The organism is Pediococcus damnosus (assembly GCF_001611155.1).
GTDB lineage: Bacteria > Bacillota > Bacilli > Lactobacillales > Lactobacillaceae > Pediococcus > Pediococcus damnosus.
Map to the genome: position 1 here is coordinate 1,800,880 of NZ_CP012294.1, position 13,300 is coordinate 1,814,179.

Here is a 13,300-nt window from a genome sequence, read left to right on the forward strand (position 1 = left end):
AAACCGGTATGAATCTTTAATAAAAATTCAAACTATATTCATGAATGCTATTTTTTAGGGTTCTTATTGGAGATTTGATTTATTTGCTTATCAATATCTTCTGTAAGTCCATTAATTTTTGACAGTCGTGGTTGCAATTTATATTGAAAGTGGTCAATGTCTTTTTGAATGGCTTCAATTGTTGGCTCACTAGCTTTAATGGCTGATTGGAGGCTAGTCGTGCTGGTCTTCAAATTTGTGATGGCCTGACTAAATTCGTGAATACTATTAATTGTGTCTTTAAAATCTTGCTGGATGCTCTTTAAAAGATGTGGATGGGATAAAACATATTTTCCACCATGAAAACCTAAAAAAGAAAGCAAAGTAAATTTAAGAAAATGGTGCTTATTTTTTTTTGCCATTTTATTTCTCCAATTTAGACTTTATTTTATCTTGAATCTGATTGAGTTGGTCTTCTGAATATTTTTCGGTATTATCTCCAAATATGATTTTAAAGTCGTCTTGTTCAGAATAACGAGGAATCAAATGAAAATGAGAATGAAAAACAGATTGAGAAGCTACCGTACCGTTGTTATTTACAATGTTCATTCCAATAATTTTTGGATCCATTGCTTTAATTGCCTGGGCAATCATTGGAATTTTTGCAAATGTTTTGGAAGCTAATTCGGGATCATAAGCAAAAATGTCTTTAACATGTGTCTTGGGGACCACAAGCGTATGGCCTGGAGTTGTTTGCGAAGTATCTAAAAATGCCTTGATGTTTTCGTCTTCGTAAATTGTGTGACTGGGAACTTCACCATCAATAATCTTACAAAAAATACATGATGCATCACGTTGGTTAGTCATGTTCATTACCTCTTTTTTATTAGTTAACCTCATTATAACAATATTTTGGAGCAAGCCAAACAACTTCACTGCTTCTGCCTGTGAAATCACTCATATCATGATATAATCAATTCAAATCAAGAAGTGAAAGGGCAGGCTTAAGATGGCATTAAAAATTGAACACCTAGTTGGTGGTTATTCACAAATTCCAGTTTTAAAAGATATTAGTTTTGAGGTTAATCCCGGTGAATTGGTTGGGTTAATCGGATTAAACGGCGCTGGAAAATCAACAACAATTAATCATGTAATTGGCTTAATGACGCCGCAAAAGGGAAAAATTACGATTGATGGTAAAACGGTTTATCAAGATAGTAATGCTTATAAAAAACAAATTGCATATATTCCAGAATTACCAGTTTTATATCCTGAATTAACTTTAAGGGAACACATTGACTTAACCATTATGGCCTATCAACTTGATAAAAAACAAGCATGGCAACGCGCAAATGAGTTACTTGAAACTTTCCGACTTGCAAACAAGTTAGAGTGGTTTCCAAATAATTTTTCAAAAGGTATGAAACAAAAAGTGATGATTGTTTGTGCATTTTTAACGGATGCTAATTTGTATATCATTGACGAGCCTTTCCTAGGATTAGATCCCTTGGCGACTGATGATTTGTTGAAGTTGATTGATGATCGCAAATCTCACGGTGCTGCTGTTTTAATGTCCACTCATGTGCTGGATACAGCAGAAAAGTACTGTGATCGGTTTGTCTTATTGCATGATGGCAAAATCCAAAATCAAGGTGATCTGGCAGAATTGCGCGCTCAAAATCCAACCTTGGGACAATCATTAACAGAGATTTATCTGGGATTGGCAAGAGCAGGTGAGCAACATGCTTAATTTATGGACACAAAGAAAACGTGCTCACTTTCTAGAAATGCTAAAATATTTAAGGTACGTTTTAAATGATCATTTTGTGATTGCACTCATGTTCTTGGTGGGGGGCTTAGGGTTTGGGTATTCGAACTTTTTAAAAAGCTTTCATGCTGGTACATGGTGGGCTGGACCGGTAACAATTATTTGTTTAACGGTTATTTTACAATTCTGTAGTTTGGCCACATTGCTCAAACGCGCTGATCCGGTTTTCTTATTACCTCGTGAACATGATATGCATGCTTATTTGAAGAAAGCACGCATTCACAGCTGGATTTTTAGCACCATAGTTGAAGTTATCGGAACAATAATTCTTTTTCCGTTTATGGCGATTGCATTTAAATTGCCAACTGCACAAATTGCTGGTTTTGCGATTGTGTTAATTATTTTAAAGTACGGTTCTCTTTCTTTAGAATTGAATCAACTTTATCAAAATCAAGTTTTTGGATGGCAAAAACGTTTGCTTGCTAACTGGATATTGCCACTTATTTGGTTTACAGGTGGTATTTATCTAGGTATTTGGTTTGCTTTAATTGGTGCGGTTATTCAAAGCTTCATAGAAATTAGGCGAGAGCAGCAACAGTGGCAAACGCGTTCCTTGAGTTGGACCCTTGCTGTAAATTTAGAAGATCAACGCATGTTGAAAATTTATCGATTCTTTAACCTGTTTACAGATGTACCGAATGTCCATGGAACGGTTCATCGTCGCAAATATTTAGACCGTATATTGGCAATTATTGATCAACATTCAAATAATCCCTATGTTTATTTGTTCTCACGAGCACTTATGCGTAGTACGGTTTATAGTGGTTTATACTTTCGCTTAACGGCCTTAGGAGTGGTTTTATTAATTTTTATTTCAAACGTTTATTTATCGATCTTCTTGCAACTATTATTTGTGTATCTCATTGGTTTTCAACTATTACCGTTGTTTGCAAATTACGATGAAAATGTATTTACCCACCTTTATCCAATTAGCGTTGAAACGAAAGCAGCAGGATTTAACTGGCTAGTAGCAATTTTACTTGAATTTACAGTTAGCTTGTTAGCAATCGTTGTTGGGATTAGTAACTTATCAATTTTGCAGACCGTCATAACCTGGATTGTTGGAAGCATCGAAGTTTGGGCATTGTTGAAGTTTTATTTTCCAATTCGAATCAAAAAAATGAATTCTTGACGCTGACCAAGACAATCTATAAACTTAAACAGGTGACTGCCCCAAAGAATATGTTTGGGACATGTAATTAGTGACGGAATTTTAAAAGAAGAACTTGAGGAAAAATAATGAGAGTTAGAAATAAAACTTGGGCTGAGCCCTTAATTGAAGCTCATCCAGAATTAATGGTTACAGACCCCTTGCAAAACAAGGGTAATTGGCAAGAGCGTTTTAAAGAAAAACAACCAATTCAAATTGAAATTGGTATGGGAAAAGGTCAGTTTATTATTCAAATGGCCTTGAAATATCCGCACATTAATTTTATTGGAATCGAAATTCAACATTCTGTTGGGGCTATTGCTTTAAAAAATGCGTTGAAAGAAAAGCTACCAAATCTACAGTTAGTTTTGGCGGATGGGGCCAACCTCGATGAATATTTTGATAACGGCGAAATCAAACGAATTTACTTGAACTTTTCTGATCCATGGCCCAAAAAAAGACACGAAAAAAGACGTCTAACTTACAAGTCTTTTCTTCATGTCTATCAAGAAATATTAGTGGAGCACGGTGCTTTGGAGCTTAAAACTGATAATCAGGGACTGTTTGAGTATTCGTTAGTAAGTCTAAATAATTATGGATTCGTATTAGAGGATGTTTTTCTCGATCTCCATCATAGCGACGAGGCCTTGGAAAACGTTGAAACTGAATATGAACATAAATTTAGTGAAAAAGGGCAACGAATTTATAAACTTAGTGGGCATTTCTAGAGACGATAAATGTCAATAATTGTCCCAGTTTTTGCGTCGGCTAAAAACTCATATTGGATAAGTTTGTTGTCTTCATAGCGGGTTACACCACCGTAGTAGACATGAGTTTTTATGGCAAATTTTTGTAATGGTGCTTTTTTCATTTCAATCCATGAGCCTTCAATTGGGCCTTCTTTTAAGAAGGCTTTGCGAACAGTCTCTAGAATACCATTAGCAGAAACAGAGGATTTGTGATTTAGTAACCAACTAGTTAATAAGCCGGTTGCCAAGCTTGCAGATCCTGCCAAAGTAAGAGTTGTTACAGTTTCTTTTTTGTTCATCAATAAACACTCCCTTTTAAAGATCTTATTTATAATCATAGTATACCAAGTGCGGATAAAATAATATATCAGAACGGACTCACCAGAAAGGAATCATATATGTTAATTAGCAGTTATAATCCAAATGAACTAGGCGATACATTGATTTGTATCCTGAATCCCGATGCAGATACACAAGCAGTTGAGACAAAAAAAGATGTTACACGCATTTATGACGCGGAAACTAATGTGACACTTGGACTTAATTTTGCTCATGTATCTTCAAAATTAGGTAAAGTTCCAGTAATTGGTCAGGTATTTTTATCACAAGAGCAGATTAATAAGCTTAACACGTACTTACAAAGTGTGGGATTTGAGGCTGAGTTAAAGCCTGATCTAGAAAGCAAATTTATTGTGGGCTATGTCAAAACCGCAGAGCCACATCCAGATTCAGATCACCTGTTAGTTACGCAAACGATAGTGGACCATGATCAAGAGGTCCAGCTTGTGAGCGGATCACCTAACATGAAGGCTAAGATTAAAGTTGTGGTTGCTAAAGTTGGTGCTATGATGCCAAATGGACTAATCATTTGGCCAGGTAGTTTGCGTGGCGTTAAAAGCGATGGCATGATTTGTTCAGGACGTGAATTAGGATTACCTAACGCGCCACAAAAGAAAGGCGCGTTAATTTTACCCGAATCGGATGATGTTTTTAAAGTAGGCGAAGCTTTTGACTTTACACAGGGAGCAAAACTATTTCAGCCATCAGCCAAATAAAGTTAGGTGATTTAAATTATGAAACATTATGATGGCCCGGCTTTTTACCGTAAAGATGAAAAGTCTCTGAAACAAACTAAAAAGCAGGTTCACAGATTACGTCAAAAGCCGTTAATTACAAAGCAACGTTCAGAAAATGTACCGTTTCTGCAACCCAAAGTTAAAAAGGAAGCAGTTGAACCTCCAGTGTTCAGTACATCCATGTCTGATATATCTGAACAAGTTCAAACTCAAGCGATTAGTTCTTCTTCATTTGCAACTGTAACAGTAAGTAAAAGCGCAGAAACTACTAAGAGTTCGCCAGTAACGGTTAATTCTTCAGCAGGCACTGCAAATTCAGTGAGTGCGAAACAAGAAAATGTACAATTAAGTAAAAGTACTTCTTTGTTAACAGGATCAACTGAACAGGGAGAAAATGTTGAACAAATTAGTAATGCGCAGCCTAAAATTGAAAAGACAGCAGATCCTGGTTTTTCTAGTGAAGCTCATTTCAAGGCGCGTCAAACTATGCACAGACCATCAGTTATGGCTAGTAGTTCAGTTACAACAGTAAGCAATGCAATTGAGACAGAGAATGCCCATGACGAGTCGGAGGGATATCAATTTCCACCAATGAGTTTGTTAAAACCACCAGTTAAACTGGATGCGGATTCGCAATCTGAATGGTTGCAAAATCAAGTGCAAAGTTTAGATGAAGCCTTAAGTGCTTTTGGTGTTAATGCCAAAGTGTCAAACTGGACGGTTGGCCCAACAGTTACGCAATTTCAAGTTGAGCTAGGGCGAGGCGTTAAAGTAAATAAAATCACAAATTTGGCAGATGATTTGAAATTACAGTTGGCAGCTAAGGATATTCGAATTGAAGCCCCAATTCCAGGGAAAAGTTCTGTTGGAATTGAAGTGCCTAATTTTAAATCCCGCCCGGTCATGTTGTCTGAGGTTTTAAACTCACCAGTTTTTGCGCAAAGTAAGTCACCTTTAACAATTGCTTTGGGGGTGGATCTATTTGGAAAACCGCGAGTTTATGATTTGAGGAAAATGCCACATGGGTTGATTGCTGGGGCCACGGGTTCTGGTAAGAGCGTTTTTATTAACAGCTTGCTAATTTCAATTCTCTACAAAGCAACACCACGTCAAGTTCGTTTACTTTTGATTGATCCCAAAACGGTTGAATTAGCACCATATAACGATCTTCCCCATTTGTTGGCACCCGTTATTTCTGATCCTAAATCGGCCTCTGCGGCTTTAAAATGGGTAACTAATGAAATGGACGAGCGTTATGAAAAATTAGCCGCTGCAGGAGTGCGTAATATCGAGCAATATAATACAAAGGCCGAAACAACTGGTCATGCGGCTGATTATCTGCCTTACATAGTTGTGATTATTGACGAGCTGGCAGACTTAATGATGGTGGCAGCTTCAGAGGTTCAGGATTATATTGTCCGAATTACACAGAAAGCCCGAGCTGCTGGTATTCATCTAATTATTGCCACGCAACGACCAAGTGTGGACGTGGTTACGGGTCTGATTAAGAATAATATTCCTACGCGAGTTGCGTTTATGGTTTCTAGTCAAATCGATTCACGCACAATATTGGATCATAGCGGAGCAGAACGGTTACTAGGACGAGGTGATATGCTATTCCTTGGCAATGGTGATAGTACCCCAATCCGATTGCAGGGGTCCTATGTAGATGGTGAAATTGATCAAATTACGGATTTTATTCGTGCAGAATCAAAGCCACACTATGAATTCGATCCAGAATCTTTAAAAAAACAAGTACAAGAAACGGATGAGCAAGATGAATTAATGCCAGATGTTTTAGAGTATTTGGCGGATGAAGATACGATTTCTACTTCTAAGTTGCAGCGGGTTTTTTCGATTGGCTATAATCATGCAGCTACGATTATCGACCAATTGGAAGCTCAAGGTGATATTTCAGAAGCAAAAGGATCCAAACCACGTGAAGTGTATTTTACTCAAGCAGATTTGAAAAAGATTCATGATAGTTAAATGTGATTTGAGGTATACCTGAATTTTTAATGTGGTAAACTATTAACAAAACTGATAAAGAGGAAGAGAAAATGGATAACACGACGACTTATTATTTTATAGGTATAAAGGGTTCCGGAATGAGTTCATTAGCATTGATTTTGCATGATGAAGGATATCACGTGAAGGGATCAGATATTACCAAATATACGTTTACGCAACGAGGATTGGAAAAGGCCGGGATTGAAGTTTTGCCCTTCGATGAAGCCAACATTACAGAAGGGTTAACGGTTATTGCTGGGAATGCGTTTACGGATGATCATCCTGAGATAAAAAAAGCGCGGGCAATGGGTTTACCTGTCACACGTTACCATGAATTTCTAGGCAAAATGTTACCTGGTTATACAAGTATCGGAGTGGCAGGTTCACATGGCAAAACGAGTACAACTGGGCTTCTTTCTCACGTTTTGAGTGGTGTTGCGCCAACTAGTTATTTAATTGGTGATGGGACTGGAAAAGGGACACCTAATGCCCGTTTCTTCGTGTTTGAAGCTGATGAATACCGTCGTCATTTTATGGCTTATCATCCAGATTACATGATTATGACTAACATTGACTTTGATCATCCCGATTATTTCACTGGAATAGAAGATGTTTATCAGGCCTTTCAAGATGCTTCTCAACAAGTTAAAAAGGGAATTTTTGCTTGGGGTGATGATAAGAATTTGCGGCGTTTGCATGCAGATGTGCCTATTTACTATTATGGAACAGGTAAAAATGATGATTTTCAGGCTCGTGATATTAAACGAACAACTGAAGGATCAGAATATGATGTTTATCATGGAGATGAATATCTGGGCCATTTTCATATTCACTTATTTGGTGAACATAATGTATTAAATAGTTTAGCAGTAATTGCGGTTGCTTATTTTGAAAAAGTTAATTTGGAAGAAATTAAAGATGAATTGTTAAACTTTAAAGGGGTTAAACGCCGCTTTTCAGAAAAGAAAGTTGCTGACATGACGATCATCGATGATTATGCGCATCATCCTTCTGAAATTAAAGCAACTTTGGATGCTGCTCGTCAGAAATATCCAGAAAAGGAAATCATTGCTGTTTTTCAGCCACATACATTCAGTCGAACCATTGCCCTTTTGGATGACTTTGCCAAAAGCTTGAATTTAGCAGATAAGGTTTATTTAACTGATATCTTTAGTTCTGCACGTGAAAAGAGTGGAAAAATTTCGTCTGCTGACTTGGCTGCGAAGATTAATAAGGGTGGTGAGATTCTTCAAGCAGATAATATGTCGCCACTGTTGGATTATCATGATGCCGTGGTTGTCTTTATGGGTGCCGGGGATGTTCAACGATATGAGAAATCTTATGAGGAATTACTCAGCAATTTAAGCTTTAAAAATAACTAATGAAATGATTTAAAAGAAGGCTTTCTGAGCACCTAGTAGAGGAAACTAGAAACCTGCAAAATGTTTTGACTAGTTCTGACCTTTTTCACTTGATTCAACTTTTTAATCTGATAAAATGTATACAAATTAAAAGAAAGAGGGAATTGGGTATGCAAGAACCGCGAAACATAGTTAATACTGAGGTAGGCCTCAGTAGTTTTATGACAAGAATGTACGGATTTATGGGATACGCCGTGGCTTTGTCTGCCATTGTTGCCTATCTCAGTGGTGTGACGTTTAGGGCTCAAATTATGCCAGTTCTTAGCGGTCATCCGTTTATATTCTTATTTATTTTAATTGGATTAATGATCTTTAGTTCAGCCGCAACTGGTAAGGCAATGCAAAGTGCGGGGATGAGTTTTACAGTTTTAAGCTTATTCTCCTTGTTTTTCGGGTTAGAATTTTCGTTTATCTTTTTAACGTTTAACTTGCCTACAATTACTGCTGCATTTGTTTCAGCATCGATTACGTTTATATCGATGTCCGCAATTGGGGCCATGACGCATAAAGACATGAGCAAAATAGGTAATCAGCTTTTTGCTGCGTTAATTGCGTTGTTGGTAGTTATGGTCATTAATATTTTTTTGAGAAGTCCTGTGATTAACTACTTGTTCTCTTTTGTTGGAGTTATCATTTTTGCAGGATTATCGATGACAGATACGAACAAAATGAAGAGTTTATATCTGCAATACGGAGATCAAGTTTCGCTAACAGGATTGGCAATTCAAGGATCTTTAACCTTGTATTTGGATTTCTTGAACTTATTCCAGTTCTTGTTAGAAATCTTTGGTGGTTTCAATGGAAATCGAGACTAACTATAATTTGCCCTAAAAACGACTAATTAACTCGAAAGAGAAGATTAGCCGTTTTTATTTTAAATAACTTTCCAGAAAAAATTGAGAGATCATTAGTATAATAAGGTGGTCCGATTTGTTAGAATAGAAGTATGACTACTAAGGAGAAAATATGGCCTCAAAAAAATTACTTTTAATCGATGGAAATAGTGTCGCGTTTAGAGCCTTCTTTGCGCTTCACAATGTGCTGAGCAAATTTACAAATCAAGATGGATTACACACTAATGCAATTTATGGATTCAATAAAATGCTCGATCATATTTTAGAAATTGTGGAACCGACAGATGCTTTAGTTGCTTTTGATGCCGGGAAAACAACTTTCAGAACTGAAATGTATGACAATTATAAGGGTGGACGTTCTAAAACACCTCCCGAACTTTCAGAACAAATGCCCTATTTACGTGAACTCTTAAAGGCATATGGAATTAAATCTTATGAATTAGCTAATTATGAAGCCGATGATATTATCGGAACCCTTTCTCGAGAAGCGGAAGAGGCTGGGTTTGAAACCACAATTGTAACTGGAGATCGTGATTTAACCCAGCTTTCTAGTGAAAAGACGACGGTTTCTGTCACGGTTAAAGGAGTTAGTGAAGTTGAACACTATACACCCGAGCATGTGCAAGAAAAGTTAGGATTAAAACCGGCTCAAATTATTGATATGAAAGGGTTAGCGGGAGATACTTCTGATAATTATCCTGGAGTTACAAAAATTGGTGAAAAGACAGCAATCAAATTATTGCAAAAGTATGATTCGGTCGAGGGTGTCTATGAACATGTAGACGAAATGAAAACCTCAAAAATGAAAGAACATTTGATTGCAGATCGCGATAATGCTTTTTTAAGTAAGAAACTAGCTACAATAAATCGGGATGCACCGATTAAAATTTCTTTGGCGGATCTTGAATATACAGGAAAAAATTCTGCAACGTTAGTAGATTTCTATGAACGGATGAATTTTCAATCTTTTTTAAAACAAATTCGATCAACTGAGGGCTTTGAAACAACCCAGACTCTTAAAGAGATTGCCTATACAGAGCTAACTACTGATAATTTGAGTGAAGTGACCCAATTAAAAGGAGAAATGGCCTTTTATTTGGAGATGCCTGAAAAAAATTATCATGTATCAGATTTCGTTGGTTTTGGAATTGGTAGTGATGATAAATGGTATGTTTCAAGAAATGTAGATTTACTAACTAGTGAGACGTTTAAAAGGATTTTCACAGATACGCAAAATAAGGTAAATGTGTTTGATCTTAAGCGAACGTATGTGGGATTGAACCGACTAGGAGTATCTTTTACAAATGGTGAAAATGATATACTTTTAGAATCCTATTTATTGGATACGAATGATAATTCTAATGATCTTGGTGCTTTAGCTCATCGCCATGGATATCAGGATATCCAAACGGATGAAGAGGTTTACGGAACTGGTGTAAAACGACATATTCCAGACGATGATACTGTGTTTTTAACTCATTTAGCATCCAAACTTCGGGCCATTCAACAATTGGTACCGCAACTAAAAACAGAGCTTGAACAAAATAAGCAGATTCAATTGTATACGGACATTGAGTTACCAATTGCCCTGGTCCTTTCAAAAATGGAAATTGCTGGAGTTCGAGTGGATACGGATCGGTTGGAACAAATGGAAAGTGAGTTCACAGAACGACTTACTGAAATTGAACAAACCATCTATAACGAAGCCGGTGAGGAATTTAACATTAAATCTACCAAACAGCTTGGTTCGATTCTTTTTGAAAAATTGGGTCTTCCTAGTTCTAAAAAGACCAAGACTGGCTATTCCACAGCAGTTAGTGTTTTGGAGGGGTTAAGAGGTCAGGCTCCAATTATTGATAACATCTTAATTTATCGGCAAATCTCTAAAATTCAATCGACTTATGTGAAAGGGCTTCTAAAAGTTGTCCATTCTTCGGATCAAAAGGTACACACGACTTATTTGCAAACTTTGACGCAAACTGGTCGTTTGTCATCGATTGATCCTAATCTTCAAAATATTCCGATTCGGTTAGAGGAAGGACGAAAGATTCGCCAAGCATTTATTCCAAGTGCAGATAATGCACAGATTTTTTCATCTGATTATTCTCAAATTGAATTACGAGTTTTGGCGCACATTACAGGTGATAAAAATCTCCAAGCAGCCTTTAAAAATGATGAGGATATTCACGCTAGTACAGCTGTAAGAATCTTTGGGCTAAAGGATGCTTCAGAAGTTACACCGAATATTCGGCGGCAAGCAAAAGCAGTTAACTTCGGGATTGTTTATGGAATTAGTGATTACGGTTTATCACAGAATATCGGCATTTCACGAAAACAGGCGAAAACTTTTATTGATACCTATTTCCAGGAATATCCAGGTGTTAAAACTTTTATGGATCAAATTGTAGAAACGGCCAGAAAACAAGGGTATGTAGAAACAATTGCTCGTCGTCGGCGCTATTTACCGGATATTAATTCAAGCAATCATAATCAGCGTTCTTTTGCTGAAAGAACGGCCATGAATACACCAATTCAGGGCAGTGCAGCAGATATCATTAAAATTGCAATGATTCGCATGCAAAATGAGTTGGAAAAGCGCCAACTTAAGACAAAAATGTTATTACAGGTTCATGATGAATTGATTTTTGAAGTTCCAGATGATGAATTATCTCTAATTAAGAAATTAGTTCCAAGTATCATGGATTCTGCAGTGAAATTGGATGTGCCTTTGAAGGTTGAAAGTGCGTTTGGTAAAAGTTGGTATGATGCCAAATAACAAATGAATAAGAAGGAATTATTATGCCTGAATTGCCAGAAGTTGAAACAGTAAAACGTGGATTAGAAGCATTAGTTGTGGGGAAAAAAATCAAAAAGATTGATGTATATTATCCTAAGATGGTTTTGCCAAACGAAAGTGAGTTTATCAAAGCATTGACCGGGAAAACAATTCTTGGGATTGACCGCCGCGGAAAATATCTTCTTTTTCATTTTAATGATCAGCAATCCATGGTATCCCATTTACGTATGGAAGGTAAGTATTCTGTTCATTCGCATGAAGTGCCCTTGAATAAGCACGATCATGTGGTTTTCGAGTTTACAGATGGAACCGAATTACGTTACAACGATACAAGAAAGTTTGGGCGCATGGTTTTGGTACCAACGGGCGAAGAATATACTGTTGCAGGACTTAAAACGATTGGCCCAGAACCAACCCCAGAAACTCTAAGTGTTGATTATCTGGTAGAAACAATGAAAAAGCATCATAAATCAATAAAATCTTTTCTTTTAGATCAGAATATGATTGCTGGGCTAGGAAATATTTATTGTGATGAAGTACTTTGGTTAGCTAAAATTCATCCATTGCAACCAACGAATACAGTGCCGCTTGGTAAAATTGTGACATTAAGGCAAAAAATATTTGATGAACTTACGTTGGCCATCAAGGCAAAGGGTACAACTGTTTTCTCTTACTTAGATGCGAGCGGGCATGCAGGCAGTTTCCAAAATCAGCTACATGTTTATCAACGAACGGGAAAGCCCTGTGAGCGTTGTGGTACACCGATTGAGCGAATTAAGGTAGCTCAAAGAGGAACCCATTTTTGCCCATTTTGTCAAAAGCTGATCAAGGATGATGAATAATGACAGTGATTTTAGGGCTAACTGGTAGTATTGCTACTGGAAAGTCGACGGTTAGTGCTTATTTAAAAGAACTGGGATATCCAATTGTTGATGCTGATCAGGTTGCGCGCGATGTTGTGCAGCCTGAAACTGCGGTTGCCAATCAATTACGAACGACTTTTGGAGACGTGATTTTTGACAATTTAACACTTAATCGCAAACGTCTGGGAAAAATTGTGTTCGCTGATGCTACACAATTGGAGAAGCTGAATGCAATCATCCAACCAGCCATCAGAGTGGCAATTATCCAGTCATTAAAAAAAGAACAGACCGCAAACCTGGTTGTTTTAGATGCACCACTTCTTTTAGAACAAGGATATCAACAACTTGTTGATAAAATTATGGTTGTGAAAAGTGATCCTACAAGCCAACTTGATCGATTGATGCGACGGGATGGTTTTTCGAAGCAAGAAGCACAAAAACGAATTGCAACACAATGGTCACAAGAAAAGAAGTTGGGGTTCGCTGATATCGTGATCGATAATAGCGGGTCTATTGAAGAAACACGCCAGCAAGTGTTAAAATGGCTTGACAATAGTAAGTTACGTTAGCAAG

The 13,300-nt window shown here is 37.1% G+C and carries 13 protein-coding genes; 10 read left to right on the forward strand and 3 right to left on the reverse strand.

Going from position 1 to position 13,300, the window contains the following annotated elements; all coding sequences use genetic code 11:
- Positions 1-47: 47 nt before the first annotated feature.
- Together ADU73_RS08445 and ADU73_RS08450 are read right to left on the reverse strand one after the other, a co-directional pair.
- On the reverse strand, positions 48-401 hold the full coding sequence (locus ADU73_RS08445; protein ID WP_046871730.1) for a hypothetical protein: 354 nt from the start codon (positions 399-401) through the stop codon (positions 48-50).
- 1 nt (position 402) lies between these two features.
- Complete coding sequence (locus tag ADU73_RS08450) at positions 403-846, reverse strand: HIT family protein (protein ID WP_046871731.1); 444 nt, start codon at positions 844-846, stop codon at positions 403-405.
- Between the two features lie 142 nt (positions 847-988).
- On the opposite strand from ADU73_RS08450, the gene ADU73_RS08455 reads away from it, so the two are divergent.
- The 3 genes from ADU73_RS08455 (at position 989) to trmB (ending at position 3,685) form a co-directional block, all read left to right on the forward strand.
- Entirely contained in the window at positions 989-1,729 is a 741-nt protein-coding gene (locus ADU73_RS08455; protein ID WP_046871732.1) for an ABC transporter ATP-binding protein, read from the forward strand.
- Positions 1,722-2,939 carry an ABC transporter permease gene (locus ADU73_RS08460; RefSeq protein ID WP_046871733.1) on the forward strand — a complete coding sequence of 406 codons (1,218 nt, stop codon included), beginning with the start codon at positions 1,722-1,724 and terminating at the stop codon, positions 2,937-2,939. Before ADU73_RS08455 ends, ADU73_RS08460 begins: the two co-directional genes overlap by 8 nt.
- 107 nt (positions 2,940-3,046) lie before the next feature.
- Positions 3,047-3,685: a tRNA (guanosine(46)-N7)-methyltransferase TrmB gene (gene trmB, locus ADU73_RS08465; protein ID WP_046871734.1), complete on the forward strand. Its 639-nt coding sequence runs from the start codon at positions 3,047-3,049 to the stop codon at positions 3,683-3,685.
- On the opposite strand, the gene ADU73_RS08470 is transcribed toward trmB, so the two are convergent.
- A complete protein-coding gene (locus ADU73_RS08470; protein ID WP_046871735.1) occupies positions 3,682-4,005 on the reverse strand; it encodes a PepSY domain-containing protein in 324 nt (107 codons plus the stop codon). The two genes, trmB and ADU73_RS08470, sit on opposite strands and share 4 nt — an antisense overlap.
- A 99-nt stretch (positions 4,006-4,104) precedes the next feature.
- On the opposite strand from ADU73_RS08470, the gene ytpR reads away from it, so the two are divergent.
- The 7 genes from ytpR (at position 4,105) to coaE (ending at position 13,296) form a co-directional block, all read left to right on the forward strand.
- Complete coding sequence (gene ytpR / locus ADU73_RS08475) at positions 4,105-4,761, forward strand: YtpR family tRNA-binding protein (protein WP_046871736.1); 657 nt, start codon at positions 4,105-4,107, stop codon at positions 4,759-4,761.
- Positions 4,762-4,779: 18 nt separating this feature from the next.
- A complete protein-coding gene (locus ADU73_RS08480) occupies positions 4,780-6,771 on the forward strand; it encodes a DNA translocase FtsK (RefSeq protein WP_056985987.1) in 1,992 nt (663 codons plus the stop codon).
- 71 nt (positions 6,772-6,842) lie between these two features.
- On the forward strand, positions 6,843-8,174 hold the full coding sequence (murC, locus tag ADU73_RS08485; protein ID WP_046871738.1) for a UDP-N-acetylmuramate--L-alanine ligase: 1,332 nt from the start codon (positions 6,843-6,845) through the stop codon (positions 8,172-8,174).
- Positions 8,175-8,323: 149 nt separating this feature from the next.
- Positions 8,324-9,028, forward strand: coding sequence for a Bax inhibitor-1/YccA family protein (locus tag ADU73_RS08490; RefSeq protein WP_046871739.1), 705 nt, complete (start codon positions 8,324-8,326; stop codon positions 9,026-9,028).
- 151 nt (positions 9,029-9,179) lie between these two features.
- A complete protein-coding gene (polA, locus tag ADU73_RS08495) occupies positions 9,180-11,843 on the forward strand; it encodes a DNA polymerase I (protein ID WP_056985990.1) in 2,664 nt (887 codons plus the stop codon).
- Between the two features lie 23 nt (positions 11,844-11,866).
- Positions 11,867-12,706, forward strand: a complete 840-nt coding sequence (gene mutM / locus ADU73_RS08500) for a bifunctional DNA-formamidopyrimidine glycosylase/DNA-(apurinic or apyrimidinic site) lyase (RefSeq protein ID WP_062904192.1) — start codon at positions 11,867-11,869, stop codon at positions 12,704-12,706.
- The gene (coaE, locus tag ADU73_RS08505; RefSeq protein WP_046871228.1) at positions 12,706-13,296 is read left to right on the forward strand and encodes a dephospho-CoA kinase; all 591 of its coding nucleotides are present in this window, start codon (positions 12,706-12,708) and stop codon (positions 13,294-13,296) included. The genes mutM and coaE overlap by 1 nt, the downstream gene beginning before the upstream one ends.
- Positions 13,297-13,300 lie beyond the last annotated feature (4 nt).

Coding starts and splice junctions, on each gene's coding strand:
- mutM (WP_062904192.1), top strand. CDS start 11,867: ATGCCTGAATTGCCAGAAGTTGAAACAGTAAAACGTGGATTAGAAGCA.
- murC (WP_046871738.1), top strand. CDS start 6,843: ATGGATAACACGACGACTTATTATTTTATAGGTATAAAGGGTTCCGGA.
- coaE (WP_046871228.1), top strand. CDS start 12,706: ATGACAGTGATTTTAGGGCTAACTGGTAGTATTGCTACTGGAAAGTCG.
- ADU73_RS08470 (WP_046871735.1), bottom strand. CDS start 4,005: ATGAACAAAAAAGAAACTGTAACAACTCTTACTTTGGCAGGATCTGCA.
- ADU73_RS08460 (WP_046871733.1), top strand. CDS start 1,722: ATGCTTAATTTATGGACACAAAGAAAACGTGCTCACTTTCTAGAAATG.
- ytpR (WP_046871736.1), top strand. CDS start 4,105: ATGTTAATTAGCAGTTATAATCCAAATGAACTAGGCGATACATTGATT.
- ADU73_RS08480 (WP_056985987.1), top strand. CDS start 4,780: ATGAAACATTATGATGGCCCGGCTTTTTACCGTAAAGATGAAAAGTCT.
- trmB (WP_046871734.1), top strand. CDS start 3,047: ATGAGAGTTAGAAATAAAACTTGGGCTGAGCCCTTAATTGAAGCTCAT.
- polA (WP_056985990.1), top strand. CDS start 9,180: ATGGCCTCAAAAAAATTACTTTTAATCGATGGAAATAGTGTCGCGTTT.
- ADU73_RS08445 (WP_046871730.1), bottom strand. CDS start 401: ATGGCAAAAAAAAATAAGCACCATTTTCTTAAATTTACTTTGCTTTCT.
- ADU73_RS08455 (WP_046871732.1), top strand. CDS start 989: ATGGCATTAAAAATTGAACACCTAGTTGGTGGTTATTCACAAATTCCA.
- ADU73_RS08450 (WP_046871731.1), bottom strand. CDS start 846: ATGACTAACCAACGTGATGCATCATGTATTTTTTGTAAGATTATTGAT.
- ADU73_RS08490 (WP_046871739.1), top strand. CDS start 8,324: ATGCAAGAACCGCGAAACATAGTTAATACTGAGGTAGGCCTCAGTAGT.